This is a genomic window from Pantoea graminicola, from assembly GCF_048452665.1.
In the GTDB taxonomy this organism is placed as follows: domain Bacteria; phylum Pseudomonadota; class Gammaproteobacteria; order Enterobacterales; family Enterobacteriaceae; genus Pantoea.
Genome location: NZ_JBLWSJ010000006.1, coordinates 105940 through 122973 on the forward strand (window position 1 = coordinate 105940; position 17034 = coordinate 122973).

The following is a 17034-nucleotide window of genomic DNA, read 5'->3' on the forward strand; positions in this document are numbered from 1 at the left end:
TCCCCCTCCCAATAAAAACGGGCGCCGCGGCGCCCGTTTTTGTTTCCGCGTTGTCCTTAACGCAGGCGCATTCCCTGCTCATCAAACAGCAGGCAGTGCGCGGCGGAAAAGCCCAGTTCAACCTGAGTGCCCAGATCGCGCGCTGTCGCCTCGCGCTCCTCCACCACCAGCATCTGCTCACGTCCGATATCCAGATAGAGATAGTTGGTGTGGCCCAGCATCTCGCCATAGGCTAGCTCACCGCAGAAGTGCACGGCATCCGGCGTGCGGGCGGCAGGCTGGAAGTGCTCGGGACGAATGCCCAGCGTCACGGTCTGCCCTTCGTGGCAAGCGGCGGCGATGTTCAGGGTCAGCGCCTCAATTTTCAGCGCCGGCACCCGCAGCTGCACCTTACCCGCGCCCGTGGCGCTGATCTCTGCCCGCAGGAAGTTCATCTTAGGCGAGCCGATAAAACCGGCGACAAACAGGTTATCCGGGTCGTGATAGAGCGCCAGCGGCGCGCCAACCTGCTCGATGCGGCCCTGGCGCAGCACCACGATGCGGTCAGCCAGCGTCATCGCCTCCAGCTGATCGTGCGTCACATAGATCATGGTGTTGCCGAGCGAGGCGTGCAGGCGGGCGATCTCAATCCGCATCTGCAAACGCAGTTCGGCATCCAGGTTAGAGAGCGGTTCATCGAACAGGAAAATCCGGGGGTGACGGATGATCGCCCGGCCAATCGCCACACGCTGCCGCTGTCCGCCTGACAGCGCGCGCGGCAGACGATCAAGCAGTTCGGTGAGGTGCAGGCGGGCGGCGGTCTGCTCAATCGCGCGGTTGATCTCCTCTTTTGACTTTTTCATCACCTCCAGCGGATAGGCCAGGTTGCCGCGCACCGTCATGTTGGGGTAGAGCGCATAGGACTGGAACACCATGGCGATGCCACGTTCGGTGGCGGGCTGCTGCGTCATATCCTGTTCATCAATCAGCAACTGCCCGCTGCTGATCTCCTCCAGCCCGGCGATCATCCGCAGCAGCGTGGATTTGCCACAGCCGGATGGCCCGACAAACACCACAAATTCGCCGCTGTTAATCGTCAGATCGATGCCATGAATGACATTCACATGTTCATAGGACTTCTTCACATTCTGCAGGCGCAGGCTGGTCATCGGCTACCTCACTCAGAGTAACTGGCCCATGTAGATGGCATTGCTGCGCAGGATCGGGGTGAACCCCATGCGCTGATAAAAGGCACAGACCTGCTCATTCTGCAGGCTGACCCCCAGATGAACGCCGGTCACACCGGCGGCACGCAGCGCCGCCAGTTCATGCTCAATCATCCGTCGCCCCCATCCCCCTTTCTGAGCCGCGGGCAGCAGGTTGATATGCAGATGAGCCGGCCACTGCGTCACCAGATTGTCTGCGGCCTGGTCGGGATGGCGGATGGCGTCAAGAATTTTGCCGTCGAGCGGGGCGCTGGCGTGGCGGTCGCGATATTTCGCCTGCAGCGCCGGCCACCATTCGGCCGCCAGCCGGGCTTCAAACGCGCGGGTATCGGGCACCGCGACCACATAACCCTGCACCTCACCCTCCCGCTCCAGCACAAAGGCAAAGTCCGGCGCAAATCGTGCGTACGGCACGGCAAAACGCTGGCCGGGGTAGTCGGGATCGGAGTAGAGCGCACGGGCATCGCCGCCCGCATCGGCTGTTTCCAGGCAGATGCGGTAGAGCGCCGGAAAGTCCGCCGGTGTGGCCGGACGGATGACACCTTGATTCGCCATGGTGAATTCTCGTGAGTGAGTGAACCGGTCAGAGCGTGAACCGCTTCGCAGGTGAAAGTTACGTTAATAAAAGCGGACTTAGTTTTCAAGATAGAATAATTACCTTATCGCACTAACCCGGCCGGTTCGGCAATATTTACCGGCATCAGGATGCACAACTGTGATCGCCAGCACGCCCGTAACAGGGCGTCTGGCAGCCGTTTCACAGCCAGCGAAAAGAGAAAAGTGTGAGCGTGATAGGATTTTCATATGTTTTATCAGGATGTTATTTTGCGATTGTTGCACAGGCATCTTCTGTGGGATAAGCGGCAGGTGGCGGAATACCGCACCGGCTGATGCACGCAGACGCAGCGCGGCGTGCTGAATTTTCTGCTCTTTTGTTGTTTATTTGCGCGTGCTCACAGCGTTGCAATTCCCCGCGCGGGCTGTTTGACTTTATTTTTTTATTAAAGTAAGTATGAGTGAGTGCGTTTGTGTGCGGCTGCAGCCTGCAGGATGTCAGGCGGTGAGATGAAGGGATGCCGATCCTGGTCTGAAGAAGGTGAGCATAATGTCTGTTTCCTCCGTTCGTTCGTTCCGAATTCGCAATGTGGGTCGGCTGCTGGCAGCGAGCCTGCTGGCGGGCAGCGTCTCGCATGTCGCCCACGCCGCCGTAACCCTGAATGAGTGGGATATCTATAACTATCCGCAGCAGACGGCCGCAGTGGATGAAGGGATTAAGGAATTTTCGCAGCAGAATCCTGGCATCGTGATTAATCGCTCGGTTCACTCTTTCGAAGATACCCGTATTCCGCTCAAACTGGCGCTGACCGCCGGTGATGGCCCGCAGATCGCTCAGGTTAACCAGGGCGGTGGCGATATGGGCTCGCTGGTGAAAGATAAGCTGCTGCTGCCGCTGGACAGTTACGCCACCAGCAACGGCTGGACCCGCCGTTTCCCGGACTCGATTCTGAAGCGTAACCGCTGGTCAGACAGCGGCGAGTTTGGCAGCGGTAAGCTTTACGGCATCGCCAGCCTGGGCGAAATGGTGGGGCTCTATTACAACAAAGCATTGCTGGACAAGGCGGGTATCGCGGTGCCGAAAACGCTGGCCGAGCTGGAGAGCGCCATGGCGAAGCTGAAACAGCAGGGCACCGCCCCGATGATGCTGGGCCTGCTCGATGGCAATATGGGCCAGCAGCTGCTCAGTACGCTGTGGCAGGCGCAGATTGAGAGCCGCGACCGCAAGACGCTGGACAACCTGATTTACGATGTGGGTGGCACCTTCAAAGAGAGCAAACTGGTGAATGCCGCCACCATGATGAAGAGCTGGACCGACAAAGGCTACTTCTTCCCGGGCTTCCAGGGCATCGGCCACGACGATGCGGCAACCCTGTTCCAGAACGGCCAGGCGGCCTTCCTGGTCAGCGGCACCTGGTATCTTGGCCAGTTTAAAGACAACAAAGATATTCACTTCGCCGCGATGCCTGCCGGTGAGGGTGTGAAACAACCGCTGATGGTGGGCGGAACCGATCTGGCGTTCTCTATTACCAGCACCGCCAAAAGCAAGGATCAGCAGGATGGCGCGGCGAAGTTCATCAACTATATGGTTTCCGATGCGATGGCGGATCGCTGGCTGAAGGTCGGTTTCCTGCCCGCCAGCACCAACAAAGCGGCCAGAATGCCTGCGGATAATCCGCTGCTGGCGGAGGCGTATCAGGTCTGGCTGACGCTGAACGACTACGACGGTTTAGGCCACTATGTAGACTGGGCGACACCGACCATGAACGCCGAACTGAACCAGAATGTCCAGCTGCTGCTGGCAGGCCGTCTGACCGCCGATCAGATGGTCGTCAACTTTGATAACAACTATCAGCGTTACCTGAAAACCCTGAAGCATTAAGCCGGAGGCCCGGCAGACCGCCGGGCCTGAGCATCGTTCCGAACCACGGGTAAGGTTATGTTGAATTTAAGCGGCTGGCGTAATTTTCTCTATGTTCTGCCTGCGGTGCTGGTGTATGCGGTGTTTCTGCTGTTCCCGCTGCTGGCCTCGCTGGGCATCAGTTTTACTGAATGGGATGGCACCTCGCTGCCGGTATTCAGCGGCCTCAGCAACTATCTGCGGATGTTCAGCGATCCGGTGTTCTGGATCGCGCTGGGTAACAACGCCCTCCTGATGCTGTTCTACACCCTGCTGCCGATTGGCGTCGGCCTGCTGCTCTGCAGCTTTCTGTATGAGACGCGCAACAACAGCGAACGCAGCGTGCTGCGCATTCTCTTTTTCCTGCCCTATATCATGCCGATGGCGGTGCTGGGCGTGGTGTGGCGCTGGCTTTATAACCCCGCGTTCGGGCCGATCGATCAGATCCTCCGCGCAATAGGATTGCCGCAGCTGGCGCTCTCCTGGCTGGGCGATTTTACCTGGGCGCTGCCTGCGGTGGGGCTGGTCGCGACCTGGTACTTCTTCGGCTTCTGTCTGGTGCTGTTTATGGCGGGCCTGCAGCGCATGGATCCCTCGCTGCTGGAAGCCGCCGACCTGGATGGCTCATCGCGTCGCCAGAAGTTTATGCGGATTACGCTGCCCGGCCTGCGGCCTGAACTGCGGATTGCGCTGCTGCTGACGGTGATCGCCAGCCTGAAAGCCTTCGACCTGGTCTATGTGATGACGCAGGGTGGGCCGGGCACCTCGACCATGGTGACCAATATCTTTATGTATAAGCAGGGTTTTGACCTGCACTACTTTGGCTACGCCTCGTCGGTGGCGGTGTTCAGCATGGTCATTGTTTTAGGCATTAACTATCTGATCCATCTGGCCTTAAAGGAGCGTTACTGATGCGAAGCACGCCGATCATTTCACGCGCGCTGATCTGGATTGTGGCGCTGATGACGATTCTGCCGTTTCTGATGGCGCTGATGACCTCGTTTAAAACCCAGATGGAGCTGTTTCAGGGGGTCTTCACGCTGCCCGCCTCGCTGAATTTTAAAAACTATCTGACCGCGTGGCAGCAGGGACATTTTAACGTCTACTTCCTCAACTCGGTGCTGGTGGTGATCCCGGTGGTGCTGTTCAGCGTGCTGCTGGGGATCCTGGCCGGATTCGGTTTTGCCTGGCTGAAGATCCCGGGGAAAAAAGTGATTGCTGCGATGCTGGCGCTGGGGATGGTGCTGCCGAGTGAAGCCTTTATCATTCCGCTCTATCACGAACTGCGCTGGATGGGGCTGACCAACACCTATCTGGCGCTGATCCTGCCGCAGATTGCGCTGTCGCTGCCCTTTACCACGCTGATGATCGCCAGTGCGTTTCAGCAGGTGCCCAAAGAGCTGGTGGAAGCGGCGGTCATGGATGGGGCATCGCGGGTCAAAATCCTGTGGGGCATTCTGGTGCCTGCCATCTGGCCGACCCTGTCGACCCTGGGACTGCTGCTGTTTATCTGGACCTGGAACGAGTTCCTGATCCCGCTGATTCTGGTCAATAAAGATGAGCTGCGCACGCTGCCGATTGGCATGATGTTTTTCCAGAACAAAAACACCATCGACATTCCGGTGCTGATGGCGGGCGCGATGATTGTGATTATGCCGCTGATCGCGGTGTTCCTGATTTTCCAGCGCAAATTTATCAGCGGCGTCACCGAAGGTGCCGTGAAGTAATCTGTGACAGCCCGCACAAAACGGCGCACTGGCGGCCAGACAAAGGTTTGCTGCGCCGCTGTGTGCTGCAATTTCTCCTCCTCAACCTGCGGGAGACGCATGATGCACCTTTCCCTTGCTGATTTTCATCCGGCCGCCGATGGCGAAACTGCCGACACCGACGTGCTGCAGCGCGCCCTGGATCAGATTGCTGCTGCGGGTGGCGGGCGTCTGGCCGTGCCAGCCGGTCGCTATCGCACCGGTTGCCTGACGCTGCCCTCTGATTTTGAGCTGCACCTGGAAGCCGGAGCAGAGCTGATCGCCAGTCACCGGCTGTCGGACTATCAGGCCGTGCAGACGCTAAGCTGTGCGGAGAAGTCCCACAACGTGCTGCTCTATGCGCTGGGCCAGCGCAATATCACCATCAGCGGCACCGGACGCATTGATGGTGAAGGTGAAGCCTGGTTCGCCGCTGAGCGTGATGAGCAGGGCTATCGCCTGCCGCGCGTCGACCGGCCACGAATGATCGTGTTTGAGGATTGCGAACAGGTGACGCTGACGGCTTTTACCATCGTGCAGGCGCCGATGTGGACGGTGCATCTGGTGAGCTGCCGCCATGTGCATATCGACCATCTCACGATCGACAACAGCATGACCATGCCCAACACCGATGCGCTGGATATCGATAGCTGCGAGGCAGTGTTTGTGAGTAACAGCTACTTCAGCGCCGCCGATGACGCGATCTGCATTAAAACCACCTGTAAACCCGCAGCCCTGCGGCGTCCGGCCCGGCAGATTATGATCACCAACTGCCTGCTGCGCAGCTACAGCTGTGCATTTAAAATCGGCACGGAGACCTGGGACGATGTCGAAGATGTCACCGTGACCGGCTGTACGCTGTTTGATTCCAACCGTGGCATCGGCATTCTGTCGCGCGACGGCGGGGCGATGCGACGTCTGCTGTTCAGCAATCTGATCTTTGCCTGTCACCATGCGCCGCCCTGTCACTGGGGCAAAGCCGACCCACTGCATATCTCCGTTCGCAGCCGTGATCCCGCCATCCCGCCCGGCATCGTCGAACTGGTGCAGTTCTGTAACCTGACAGGCATCGCGGAAGGTGCAATTAACCTGCATGCGGCACAACCGGGCTGGATACGCGATGTGGTGATTAGCCAGCTTCAGATGCGGCAGACGGTGTCGCCGATGACTCAGGGGCAGTATGACATTCGCCCGCCCTGTAACCCGGATGCCCCGACCGGCATGGGTCTGGACAACGCCTATAAACTGGATCCGACAACCGGCGAAGCCTTTGGCGTGGAACCCTATCCCGGCGGGTTGCCTGGCCTGTTCGCGCGTGGCGTGGAGAATCTGCAACTGCACCACCTGACGATCAACAGGCCAGCGCCGTTACCGGCAGGCTGGCATCCCGATCCGGTAGTGCAGCTACCGGCGTGAATTACAGCGCGGCGGCGATGGCGGCCCCCAGCTCTTCCGTGGTGGCGCTGCCGCCGAGGTCGCGTGTGAGATGCTGACCCGCCGCCAGCGTGCGTTCGATCGCATTCAGCACGGCATCGCCCGCCGCTTTGTAGCCCAGGTGCTCCAGCATCATCGCGCCACACCAGATCTGCCCGACAGGATTGGCGATGCCTTTACCGGCGATATCGGGCGCCGAGCCGTGCACCGGTTCAAACAGGCTGGGAAACAGACCTTCCGGGTTGATGTTAGCGGAAGGCGCAATGCCGATGGTGCCGGTGCAGGCCGGGCCGAGATCGGAAAGGATATCGCCAAACAGGTTGCTGGCGACCACCACATCGAACCAGTCCGGGTGCAGTACGAAGTTGGCGGTGAGAATATCGATGTGATACTTATCGACGCGAACCGCCGGGAACTGGCTGGCCATCGCCTCAACGCGGCTGTCCCACCAGGGCATGGTGATGGCGATGCCGTTGGATTTGGTGGCGGAAGTGAGATGTTTTTTCGGCCGGCTCTGCGCCAGCTGATAAGCAAACTTCAGGATGCGATCGACGCCGGTGCGCGTCATCACCGTCTCCTGAATGACCACTTCGCGATCGGTGCCAGGAAACATCGTGCCGCCGACGCTGGAGTATTCCCCCTCGGTGTTTTCGCGCACTACATAGAAGTCGATATCGCCAGGCTGGCGATTCGCCAGTGGCGCTTTCACGCCGGGCATCAGCCGGACCGGGCGCAGATTGACATACTGATCGAATTCACGCCGGAACTGCAGCAGCGAACCCCACAGTGATACATGGTCGGGCACCACCTCAGGCCAGCCGACCGCGCCAAAATAGATCGCATCAAAGGCTTTCAGCTGCGGAAACCAGTCGTCAGGCAGCATTTTGCCGTGCTGCTGCCAGTAGTCGGCGCTGGCATAATCGAACCACTCCCAGCGCAGCGGAATGTTGAATTTCTCTGCGGCAGCATTCATCACGCGGACGCCTTCCGGCATCACCTCTTTGCCAATGCCGTCGCCAGGGATGACGGCAATACGGTGGATTTTATCAGTCACAGGGCACCTTTCCGGTTGATGTTCGAATTGTGTACGCAGTATAACTGTCGGTTCCGGGAAGATAATGAGTCTGAAACGCAATCCAGTGTTGAATAAAAGTAGAGAATCCCGCACATCCACAGATGACCTGGCTTTCTTTGTTCGCCTGGCCGGGCTGGAGAGTCTGACGGCGGCGGCGCATGAACTGGGCCTGTCGCTGGCGGCGGTCAGCAAACGTCTGAGCCAGCTTGAGCAGCGCCTCGGCGTGCAGCTGCTGCGCCGCACCACCCGACGGCTGGAGCTGACGGCAGAAGGGCGTCGCTATCTGGCGGGTGCCCGACCGCTGCTGGATCAGCTGGCGGCGCTGGAGGAGGCGGTGAGCGGGGAAACCGCTCAGCTACGCGGCACACTGAACATCAACGCCTCATTCGGCTTTGGCCGTCGCCATATCGCGCCCTGCGTGTCGGCCTTTGCTGCCCTGCATCCGCAGCTCTCGCTGTCGCTGCAGCTCAGCAGCCAGTCACTCAATTTTCCGGATGCGCATATGGATATCGATATTCGGGTCGGTGAACCACCTGACTCGCGGCTGGTGGCGCGCAAACTGCGCACCAATCCGCGTATTCTCTGCTGCTCGCCTGCCTACGCTGCCCGGCATGGTCTGCCTGCCACCGTGCGCGATCTGGCGCAGCACAACTGCATTTTACTGCGCCAGCATGACAGCGATTTTACCCTGTGGCGGCTGATCCGTGGCGAACAGAGCATCACGCAGAAAGTGCGCGGCAGCCTGATCACCAATGATGGCGAAGTGGCGATGCGCCTGGCGATGGACGGGCATGGCATCCTGCTGCGTTCCTGGTGGGACGCGCAGCACAGTCTGGCGTCGGGTGAACTGCTGCCGGTGTTACCTGACTGGCAGGCACCCGATGGGGATATTTTTGCGGTCTGGCAGGCGCAGCGTCAGCTTCCGGCGCGAATTTCCGCCTTTGTCGCGTTTCTGCAGCAGCATCTTCAGTCGATTGATTAATCTGTTATTGATCTGTTTTCCTGCCCCTTCTGACGGGGCTGAACACTTTATATACCGTATAATGCTGATTTACGCCGCTGAACGAGCCGCTGCGTTTACACTATTTTCACTGATGCGTATGATTCTCATTCTTTTTATCCCAGCCTGCCGGGTCTGCCGCGGCCCGCCGGGAACGGCAGATCGATAAGGGAGTTAAGCATGAAAGCGTTGTTCAGCCCGCGTAAAATGGCACTTGCCCTGGCGATGGTCAGCGCCTTCGGCCTGACCGCGTGTCAGACCACAACCAGGAAAGTGGATGGCAGCGGGGCGGTGGTGATGCAGCCCTCCAGCCCGGACAATCTGATCCAGCGTGAGCTGGAAGGGGGCGTGCAGCAGATGGTCTATCTGTCCGCAACCAATACGCTCTATATCGCCCGTGCGCAGGCGGCAGAGACGGTAAGCGGCGGCATGATCTATCGGCTTGATGCCACCACGCTGCAGAGCCGTGGGGCCGGGCATTTCGATCTGAAAAACGTGGGTCTGATCGGTGAGCCGGACGGCAGCGCGCTCTACGCTACCAACGCCTTCGATGGTGCAATCACTGAGATCGATCCGGAAAACGGCAGGGTGCTGAAACGGCTGATCCTGAATGAGAAAGATCAGAGTGGCCAGCCCGCTCATCCGCATGAAATCCTGCTGCATGACGGCCTGCTCTATGTGGGCGATGCCGGTGATTCGGGTGTGATCTGGGTCGTGCAGGCGAAAACCCTGAAGCTGAAAGCCCGGATGACCGGAGCCGGAAAAGCGATCGGCGGCCTGCTTTTCTCACCGGTCAGCGATCGGATTTATGCAACGAATGGCAGTGGCGAGATCCTGGTCATCAATCCGCGTAATCACAGGATCGAGCAGCGTCTGACCGCGGGAGACGGACAGAGCGATCCGTTGCTGAACATGGCGGAAGATCCGGCGACGGGTCGGTTGTTTGTCACGGCGCGTTCCCGGACGGGGCAGGCGTGGGTGTTTGATGAGCGGAGCGGCCGGGTGATCCAGAGTCTGGTGCCGGGCGATTCGCAGGGCATTAAATTCAATGGCAAGCGTAATGAAATCTACCTCAGCCAGCGCGAGTCAAAGAAGGTGCTGCAGCTGGATGGCACGACTTATGACGTTAAAAACAGCTGGTCATTTGGGGGGCATCCCGAAAATCTGCTGGTAACGCCGGATGGGCAGACGCTGTTTGTCACCCTGAAGCAGGGGAGCAAAGAGGATAGCAGCGGCCAGTCGCAGGATGGCGTGGCGCGCATCAATCTGCAGTAAAAAAAGGCGGCACGGCTGCCGCCCCGGGATTTATTTGCTGACACCCTCAACCAGCACCACGCGGTAGCTGGCACCTTTCAGGCGGTGCGCTTTGGCCGCCTGATATTCCGGGCTGTCATACCAGGCATGAGCGGCTTCGCGGCTCGCGAACTCCAGAATTACCACTCCTTCCGCTTCCTGACCTTCCAGCGTTTCCAGCTCACCATAAAAGGCGAGCGGGTTGATCTGATGATCGCCGCGTGCCTGGCCCGCTTTCTCGGCGTAGATCGCCATTTCATCCTGATTCAGGGTGTTATCACGAATAAAAACAACGTATGCACTCACAGGTTTCTCCTTAAGCTTTTTTATCCTGAGTCTGGGTATCGAAGTCAGCGGCATCATGACGCTCATGCAGCTGATCGGCCGGATCACCCATTACGCGGTTGACCTTGCGACCACGAATCACGGCCGGCCGCTGCGCGATCTCTTTCGCCCAGCGCACCACATTTTTATAGGACTGCACATCCAGGAATTCCGCCGCGCCATACTGATCGTTCAGCACCATATTGCCGTACCACGGCCAGGTGGCGATGTCGGCGATGGTGTAATCGTCACCGGCCAGATAGCGGTTATCGGCCAGCTGGCGATCCAGCACGTCGAGCTGACGCTTCGCTTCCAGCGTGAAGCGGTTGATGGCGTACTCAATTTTTTCCGGCGCATAGTGATAGAAATGGCCGAAACCGCCGCCCAGATAAGGCGCGGAGCCCTGCAGCCAGAACAGCCAGTTCAGGGTTTCGGTGCGGGTGGCGATATCTTTTGGCAGGAAGTAGCCATATTTTTCTGCCAGATAGAGCAGGATATTGCCCGACTCAAACACCCGGATCGGCGGCGTGGCCGAGTGGTCGCTCAGCGCCGGAATTTTCGAATTCGGATTCACGTCAACAAATCCGCTGGAGAACTGATCGCCGTCGCCGATACGAATCAGCCAGGCATCATATTCCGCATCCTGAACGTTCAGCGCCAGCAGCTCTTCCAGCAGGATGGTCACTTTCTGGCCGTTAGGCGTGCCCAGGGAGTAGAGCTGCAGAGGGTGTTTGCCGACCGGTAGCGCTTTTTCATGGGTAGGACCCGCAAATGGACGGTTCGTCTTCGCACCGTTGCCTTTGGCTTCAGGATCCCAGGTCCAGACTTTTGCAGGCTGATATGCATTTTCCGACATAATAAACGTTCGCCTTGTGATGTGATGTTCGTCAGGAGTGTAGCAGGTGCTGCGAAGGCGGTTTAACTCTGCTGGCTGCGCAAAGGCGTGCTGCCCCGCGCGGAGGTCAGGCGGGCTGCGGCGTCGGAGAAAAGTGCATAAAAGTGTGTCAGGCGGGGCGTTGGTGGTTTATACCGTGCAGCAGGCGACCACTGCACGGCAGGCAGGTTTACAGCAGTTCGCGCTCAATCCGTTCGCGGGTTTCGATAGCCTGAACCTTCATTTTTTCCGGGTAGCCAAACAGAGAGGTGGCGATAATCGATTCACCGCCCACTTTATGTGTCCGGGTGGCAAAGCCGGTGTCGCGCAGCGTTTTAAACAGGGTGTCGAAGTCCACTTCGCCTTCACCGACGCCAACGTGCTGGTGAATGGTGGCATCCACTCCCGGCGGGTTAACGATGTAGCGACAGTGTCTGGTGTGATTCATGGTGTCGGCGATCAGTACGTGGGAGAGATCGTCTCCGGCATACTCCAGCATCGGCTTCACATCGCCTTTACCTTTGTCATAAAAGAAGGTGTGAGGGGTGCTGTAAACATATTTGACGTTGTCGCTGCGGAACGATTTGACGATATCGACCGTTTCGTTGTTCTCTTCGCAAAAATCCCAGGGGTGAGCCTGGATTTCGACGCGGATGCCTTCACGTTCGATGATTGGCAGCAGCTCCTCCATCGAGCGATAGAACATCTCTTCGCAGATTTCCGGCTCGTTTGGCGTGCCGGAGAGTTCGGTGTTGATCACTGGCACCCCCATCTCAACCGCGATCTCAATCATCCGCTTCCAGTTTTTTACCGCCGCCTGACGGCGCAGCTCATCCGGGCCGGACCAGCGATAGACAGCGATAAACGAAGAGACCGCCAGCCCGGTGGCGCGCAGGGCATTTTTATACTCAGTGATGATTTCACGGCTGGCTTTAGGGTGCTTATAAAAGGGGTTGATCTGTGGATGCGGTGACTGTTCGATATATTTGTATCCCCACTCCGCCACCTGATGAACCATTCGGGTGATGCCCATATCTTTAATCACATCCACATCAAAAGCGATTTTCATCTTTCTGCTCCGGCGTTACTAAAGGGCTGTTGTTCATGGCCGACCGCATCAGGCTGCTGCGAGCTTAACGGCGCGGCGGACGGAGCGGGTCAGCAAGCCGGCCCGCTTCTGCCGCCGGACACGCTCTGGAATCGGGCCGGCAGCAGGATTTTCCCCTGTTTTATCAAATGAACGTTTTAAAAGGAATGAAGATAGAAATGAATGTTTCATTCTGAGAGGAGCGTCAAGGTTGTCGCATTTTTTCTATCAAAAAAATGAGAGGATTTTCCGGGCCACGTTAGAGTGAGAGGCGCAAAACCCGCAGAACAGGTCGTTTATCGATCCGAAAGAAGAGGGGCAGGATGGCAAAAGTAACGATGATCGCCATAGCACAGGCGGCGGGTGTAGGCGTAGCCACCGTAGACCGGGTGCTTAACCGTCGTGCGCCGGTGCGCAGCGTGACCACGCAGAAGGTGCTGAGTGCGGCCCGTGAGCTGGGCTACCGTCTGCCGGATGCGCATAGCCAGGCAATGGCATCGTTCGCTGCGGCCCCGATTCGCGTGAGTTTCATCCTGCTGCCTGCCCGTTACTCCTGTTACCAGCAACTGGGCGAGGCACTGAAACAGCAGCTTAAGATGCAGCAGCCCGCAGGCAATGAACCCGAATTCTGCTGGCATGATATTCATGAGGTGGAGGCAGTGGCGCGATCGTTACGTCAGCTGGCACAACGCAGCGAGGTGATTGCGCTGGTGGCACTGGATCATCCGCTGATTCGGCACGCTGTCCGCGACGTGTCGCGGCTGGGCGTGCGGGTCTACGCGCTGTTCTCCGACTTCTCGCCCTGTGAACATGCCGGTTTTATCGGCATCGATAACCAGAAAGCGGGCCGGACGGCGGCCTGGATGGCGCAGCATCTGCTCCGACAGCCGGGATCGGTCGGCGTGCTGCTCGGCGATCATCGCTTTACCTGTCAGGAGCGCAGCGAAATCAGTTTTCGATCCTGCCTGCGTGAAGCGGGCGTCAGCCAGCGGGTGCTGGAGCCGCTGAAAACGCATGAGTCCGCAGAAGGGGGCTATCAGGCGGCCCGGCAGTTGCTGGAGACACATAGGGATCTGGTGATGATTTATGCGCCCTGCGGCGGTATTGAAGGCGTGGTGCAGGCGCTGCGCGAGAGTGGCCGCCCCCGGATTGATCTGCTGTGCCACGGTCCGCTGCCGGGCGATGACCTGGCGCTGATTGACGGCACCATTACGCTGATGCTGCGCAACCGAATTGATGCGCTGGCCGCGGCTGCGATCGCAACATGCCTCAGCAGCCCGGCAGATCAGCATGATCATTTTGCTCAGGTCACTGTGCCGTTCGATATCGTCACGCGTGAAAACCTGTAGAGAGATCCGCTTAGTTATTTTTGACAGGAATCTCTCATTTACAGCGAGGTGCTGACAGGATCGCCTGGATAAAATTGAAAGTTTTCACGATTGTCCGGGATGAAACATATCGTTTGATATCACCTTTCAGAAACGGGCTACTGCCAGAAGGCAAAAACCCCCGCCGAAGCGAGGGTTTCAAATTCTGGTGCGCGACCCAGAGGGCAAGCCACAGGACGTGGCGAGTGAATCGAACCTGTCGATAACGGGTTTGCCTCAGAACGCAAAAACCCGCCAGAGGCGGGTTCTTTAAATTTTGGTGCCCGAACCCGGAATCGAACCAGGGACACGGGGATTTTCAATCCCCTGCTCTACCGACTGAGCTATTCGGGCAACGGGGCGCATTAAACCGTAAAGGCCGCGGGTCGTCAACGGCTTTCACTAAAAAACCCCTGAAAACGTGACTGATTGCCTGATTTTCAGTCAGGATCGATAAAACCTCAGGCCAGGGCACCCTGTTTGCGGCACAGCGCGATGCTGTAAACATCTTCCGCCAGGCGCTGAGCGGTGGCGACATCCTGTACATTACGTTTCACCAGCAGCTTACTGAGACAGCCCTCCAGAATCAGCTCCATCTGATCGGCTACCATGGAGGGGTTATCCAGCGCCTGATCCAGCAGAATGTCATGCGTGAACTGCCAGGAGCCACGTTTCTGTTGCTCGGCCAGTTGATGAATGGGCTGGTCAGGCTGCGGATAGAAGCTGCAGGCGGCAATAAACAGGCAGCCAGGGAAGCGGCCTTTACTGACCTGCTCAGCCAGGACGTCATAGCGTGCCATCAGCTTCTGCGCCGCTGACAGCGTTTCATCGAGCAGGATCTGACGTCGCCAGGTTTCAATCTGCTGCCCGTGATAGCGCAGCGCATCGTAGAGCAGGGCGTCACGGTCGGGCCAGAACAGCTGAAGCTGTTCTGAGGGTAATCCGGAACCCGCCAGGGTCTCCAGTGAGAGGGTGGCGGCGAGGCCGTTCTGTTCAAGCACATTCAAGGCATGCTCGAGTATCTGTTCACGCTGCAAGTGACTCTCCTCTGGTCTTCAGGCCCGGCTGATTACCGGGCAACAATCTGACTCCAGTGTTGTTTATGGGGTAAGTTTCTGCAAATGCGCCCGGAAGTCGGCGGCATTGAGAAACCCGGTGATACGCGATCCGGGGATTTCGCGGCCCTGCGCATCAAAGAACAATATGGTCGGTAATCCCAGCACCCGAAGATGTTGCAACAGCGCATTGTCGCAGGCGCTGTTGGCCGTGACATTGGCCTGCAGCAACTGAACCCGACTCAGGCTATCGCGCACGGTGCTATCGCTAAAGGTGTATTTTTCAAACTCCTTGCAGGCCACGCACCAGTCAGCATAGAGATCGACCAGGGTAATGCGGCCGTCGGCCTTCTGCAGCGCGCTGTCGAGCTGTTGCGGCGTCTGCACAGGCTGAAACGGCAGCGCGGTTACGGCCTGCTGCTCGGCAGAATGCCCGAAAGCCCACTCCTGCAACGGGCGGGCGCTGATCAGCGCGGCGGCCAGCATGACGATCTGCACCACCCGCCACCCGCCGCTGCGGGTATGCAGGCTGACACAGAACGCCCAGCCGAAAAAGGCCACACCCAGCAGGCTCCAGAGGCGTAATCCCCAGAGATCGCCGGTTATCCGCTCCAGCAGAAACACCGGCAGCGCCAGAATGACAAACCCAAAGCCCTCTTTAACGGTCTGCATCCACGGGCCGCTTTTCGGCAGCAGGCGATTCCCAAAGAGCGTCACGGCGATCAGAGGTAATCCCATGCCGACGGCATAAAGCCACAGCGTGCCCGCGCCAGCCCACAGATTTCCGCTCTGCGCGATATAAAGCAGAATGGCGCTGAGCGGGGCAGTGGTGCAGGGCGAGCAGATTAATCCGGCCAGTGCCCCCATCAGGAAGACACCAGGCAGCGATCCGCCCTGCTGGCGATTGCTCCACAGGGTCAGGCGCGTTTGCAGGCTGGCGGGCAGCTGCAGCGTAAAGAGGCCAAACATCGACAGGGCCAGCACGATAAACAGCACGGAGAGCGTCACCAGCACATAAGGGTGCTGGAGCACGGCCTGGAAACGCAGACCGGCGGCCGCGACGATCAGCCCCAGCAGCGTGTAGGTGAGCGCCATCCCCTGCACATAGACCATCGCCAGCGCAAACAGCCGGCCCAGCGAAGAGTGGCGCTGTCCGCCAAGAATAATGCCGGAGATCAGCGGATACATCGGCAGCACGCAGGGCGTAAACGCCACACCGATGCCGATCAGCAGCGCCCAGAGCGGGGAAAAGGGCAGCGGGCTGGCGGGGGCAGGCTGAGCGTCAGATCTGTTGGTGGCCGTCGCCGCCTGTGCGGGCGCGGACGCACTGCTGGCGGCCACCGCGTTCAGCGGAACGGTGCGGGTTTCCGGCGGATAACAGAACCCGGCGGCGGCACAGCCCTGATAGGTGACGCTGAGCGAGGCGCCGCGGGTGGCCTGCTGCAGCGTCACCGGCAGCGTCAGATTTTCAGGATAGATCTCACTTTTGCCAAAGAACTCATCTTCATGCGGCTGACCCGCAGGCAGCGTCAGCGGCGCAATCGTCGCGTTCTGGGGCGTGATGTGGATCTGCTGGCGATAGAGGTAATAACCCGATTTCACCTTCCAGTGCAGGTTGAGTTGCGCGCCCTGCTGGTCGAAGTCAAACGTAAACGCCTGGTCGACCGGCACGAAGCGGCGGGTCGATGGGTCTGAGAAAAGGGATGCGTGCGCCTGCAGGCAGATAAACAGCGCCAGCAGGATCGTTATTAAGCGAGAGATGCGTGCAGCCATGACAAGTATTCACTGTCTCCATATTGAACCGGCAGAGCCAGCAGTTCGGGTACGTCGTAAGGATGAGCCGCTTTGAGCAGGTCACACAGCGCCTGCTGGCGATCGCTGTCGCACTTCAGCAGCATCTGCACTTCGCTACTCTGCTCGATTTTCCCCTGCCAGCGATACCAGGAGGTCGCCCCCGGCAGCAGAGTCACGCAGGCCGCCAGTCTGGCTTCCAGCGCCAGAGCAGCGAGCTGCTGCGCTGTAGTCTGATCGGGCGCCGTACAGAGAATAACAACAGCCTTCATCCTGACACTCCTGTTTAAAAGAGCGCCGATGATAGCACGCTCCCCCGGTAAGATGAT

At 58.8% G+C, this 17034-nt stretch carries 16 protein-coding genes and 1 tRNA gene; 7 read left to right on the forward strand and 10 right to left on the reverse strand.

What is annotated here, in order from left to right:
* Positions 1-56 precede the first annotated feature (56 nt).
* Both ACNY69_RS15160 and ACNY69_RS15165 read right to left on the reverse strand, forming a co-directional pair.
* Entirely contained in the window at positions 57-1148 is a 1092-nt protein-coding gene (locus tag ACNY69_RS15160) for an ABC transporter ATP-binding protein (protein ID WP_418799057.1), read from the reverse strand.
* A gap of 12 nt (positions 1149-1160) precedes the next feature.
* A complete protein-coding gene (locus tag ACNY69_RS15165; protein ID WP_111141332.1) occupies positions 1161-1760 on the reverse strand; it encodes a GNAT family N-acetyltransferase in 600 nt (199 codons plus the stop codon).
* A gap of 550 nt (positions 1761-2310) precedes the next feature.
* On the opposite strand from ACNY69_RS15165, the gene ACNY69_RS15170 reads away from it, so the two are divergent.
* From ACNY69_RS15170 to ACNY69_RS15185, 4 genes are all read left to right on the forward strand, one after another.
* Entirely contained in the window at positions 2311-3642 is a 1332-nt protein-coding gene (locus ACNY69_RS15170) for an extracellular solute-binding protein (RefSeq protein WP_111141333.1), read from the forward strand.
* 57 nt (positions 3643-3699) lie between these two features.
* Positions 3700-4572 carry a carbohydrate ABC transporter permease gene (locus ACNY69_RS15175; RefSeq protein ID WP_111141334.1) on the forward strand — a complete coding sequence of 291 codons (873 nt, stop codon included), beginning with the start codon at positions 3700-3702 and terminating at the stop codon, positions 4570-4572.
* Positions 4572-5387, forward strand: coding sequence for a carbohydrate ABC transporter permease (locus ACNY69_RS15180; RefSeq protein WP_367396012.1), 816 nt, complete (start codon positions 4572-4574; stop codon positions 5385-5387). Before ACNY69_RS15175 ends, ACNY69_RS15180 begins: the two co-directional genes overlap by 1 nt.
* 102 nt (positions 5388-5489) lie before the next feature.
* Positions 5490-6821: a glycoside hydrolase family 28 protein gene (locus tag ACNY69_RS15185; RefSeq protein ID WP_418799135.1), complete on the forward strand. Its 1332-nt coding sequence runs from the start codon at positions 5490-5492 to the stop codon at positions 6819-6821.
* A 1-nt stretch (position 6822) separates the two neighbouring features.
* On the opposite strand, the gene ACNY69_RS15190 is transcribed toward ACNY69_RS15185, so the two are convergent.
* Positions 6823-7893: a tartrate dehydrogenase gene (locus ACNY69_RS15190; RefSeq protein ID WP_111141336.1), complete on the reverse strand. Its 1071-nt coding sequence runs from the start codon at positions 7891-7893 to the stop codon at positions 6823-6825.
* 64 nt (positions 7894-7957) lie between these two features.
* Between ACNY69_RS15190 and ACNY69_RS15195 the strand changes: the two genes are divergently transcribed.
* Together ACNY69_RS15195 and ACNY69_RS15200 are read left to right on the forward strand one after the other, a co-directional pair.
* Entirely contained in the window at positions 7958-8896 is a 939-nt protein-coding gene (locus ACNY69_RS15195; RefSeq protein WP_111141337.1) for a LysR family transcriptional regulator, read from the forward strand.
* Positions 8897-9094: 198 nt separating this feature from the next.
* Positions 9095-10189: a YncE family protein gene (locus ACNY69_RS15200; protein ID WP_418799060.1), complete on the forward strand. Its 1095-nt coding sequence runs from the start codon at positions 9095-9097 to the stop codon at positions 10187-10189.
* A gap of 30 nt (positions 10190-10219) precedes the next feature.
* Here ACNY69_RS15200 and ACNY69_RS15205 read toward each other — a convergent pair whose 3' ends face one another.
* From ACNY69_RS15205 to ACNY69_RS15215, 3 genes are all read right to left on the reverse strand, one after another.
* Complete coding sequence (locus ACNY69_RS15205; RefSeq protein ID WP_111141339.1) at positions 10220-10513, reverse strand: DUF1330 domain-containing protein; 294 nt, start codon at positions 10511-10513, stop codon at positions 10220-10222.
* 10 nt (positions 10514-10523) lie between these two features.
* Entirely contained in the window at positions 10524-11387 is an 864-nt protein-coding gene (gene yghU / locus ACNY69_RS15210) for a glutathione-dependent disulfide-bond oxidoreductase (protein ID WP_111141340.1), read from the reverse strand.
* Between the two features lie 208 nt (positions 11388-11595).
* On the reverse strand, positions 11596-12474 hold the full coding sequence (locus ACNY69_RS15215; protein WP_418799063.1) for a sugar phosphate isomerase/epimerase family protein: 879 nt from the start codon (positions 12472-12474) through the stop codon (positions 11596-11598).
* 341 nt (positions 12475-12815) lie between these two features.
* Between ACNY69_RS15215 and ACNY69_RS15220 the strand changes: the two genes are divergently transcribed.
* Positions 12816-13841 carry a LacI family DNA-binding transcriptional regulator gene (locus ACNY69_RS15220; protein ID WP_111141342.1) on the forward strand — a complete coding sequence of 342 codons (1026 nt, stop codon included), beginning with the start codon at positions 12816-12818 and terminating at the stop codon, positions 13839-13841.
* Positions 13842-14137: 296 nt separating this feature from the next.
* Here the strand turns inward: ACNY69_RS15220 and ACNY69_RS15225 are convergent.
* The 4 genes from ACNY69_RS15225 to cutA all read right to left on the reverse strand — a co-directional run bounded on the left by ACNY69_RS15225 (position 14138) and on the right by cutA (position 16977).
* Positions 14138-14213, reverse strand: a tRNA-Phe gene (locus tag ACNY69_RS15225).
* Positions 14214-14320: 107 nt separating this feature from the next.
* Complete coding sequence (dicD, locus tag ACNY69_RS15230; protein WP_111141343.1) at positions 14321-14896, reverse strand: division control transcriptional repressor DicD; 576 nt, start codon at positions 14894-14896, stop codon at positions 14321-14323.
* A 63-nt stretch (positions 14897-14959) separates the two neighbouring features.
* On the reverse strand, positions 14960-16687 hold the full coding sequence (locus ACNY69_RS15235; protein WP_418799065.1) for a protein-disulfide reductase DsbD: 1728 nt from the start codon (positions 16685-16687) through the stop codon (positions 14960-14962).
* Entirely contained in the window at positions 16663-16977 is a 315-nt protein-coding gene (gene cutA, locus ACNY69_RS15240; RefSeq protein WP_293774240.1) for a divalent cation tolerance protein CutA, read from the reverse strand. Before cutA ends, ACNY69_RS15235 begins: the two co-directional genes overlap by 25 nt.
* Positions 16978-17034 lie beyond the last annotated feature (57 nt).

What these genes read in the sequence shown, in the direction of transcription:
- ACNY69_RS15160 (WP_418799057.1), bottom strand. Translation starts at nt 1,148, where the DNA reads ATGACCAGCCTGCGCCTGCAGAATGTGAAGAAGTCCTATGAACATGTG.
- ACNY69_RS15165 (WP_111141332.1), bottom strand. Translation starts at nt 1,760, where the DNA reads ATGGCGAATCAAGGTGTCATCCGTCCGGCCACACCGGCGGACTTTCCG.
- ACNY69_RS15170 (WP_111141333.1), top strand. Translation starts at nt 2,311, where the DNA reads ATGTCTGTTTCCTCCGTTCGTTCGTTCCGAATTCGCAATGTGGGTCGG.
- ACNY69_RS15175 (WP_111141334.1), top strand. Translation starts at nt 3,700, where the DNA reads ATGTTGAATTTAAGCGGCTGGCGTAATTTTCTCTATGTTCTGCCTGCG.
- ACNY69_RS15180 (WP_367396012.1), top strand. Translation starts at nt 4,572, where the DNA reads ATGCGAAGCACGCCGATCATTTCACGCGCGCTGATCTGGATTGTGGCG.
- ACNY69_RS15185 (WP_418799135.1), top strand. Translation starts at nt 5,490, where the DNA reads ATGCACCTTTCCCTTGCTGATTTTCATCCGGCCGCCGATGGCGAAACT.
- ACNY69_RS15195 (WP_111141337.1), top strand. Translation starts at nt 7,958, where the DNA reads ATGAGTCTGAAACGCAATCCAGTGTTGAATAAAAGTAGAGAATCCCGC.
- ACNY69_RS15200 (WP_418799060.1), top strand. Translation starts at nt 9,095, where the DNA reads ATGAAAGCGTTGTTCAGCCCGCGTAAAATGGCACTTGCCCTGGCGATG.
- yghU (WP_111141340.1), bottom strand. Translation starts at nt 11,387, where the DNA reads ATGTCGGAAAATGCATATCAGCCTGCAAAAGTCTGGACCTGGGATCCT.
- ACNY69_RS15215 (WP_418799063.1), bottom strand. Translation starts at nt 12,474, where the DNA reads ATGAAAATCGCTTTTGATGTGGATGTGATTAAAGATATGGGCATCACC.
- ACNY69_RS15220 (WP_111141342.1), top strand. Translation starts at nt 12,816, where the DNA reads ATGGCAAAAGTAACGATGATCGCCATAGCACAGGCGGCGGGTGTAGGC.
- ACNY69_RS15235 (WP_418799065.1), bottom strand. Translation starts at nt 16,687, where the DNA reads ATGGCTGCACGCATCTCTCGCTTAATAACGATCCTGCTGGCGCTGTTT.
- cutA (WP_293774240.1), bottom strand. Translation starts at nt 16,977, where the DNA reads ATGAAGGCTGTTGTTATTCTCTGTACGGCGCCCGATCAGACTACAGCG.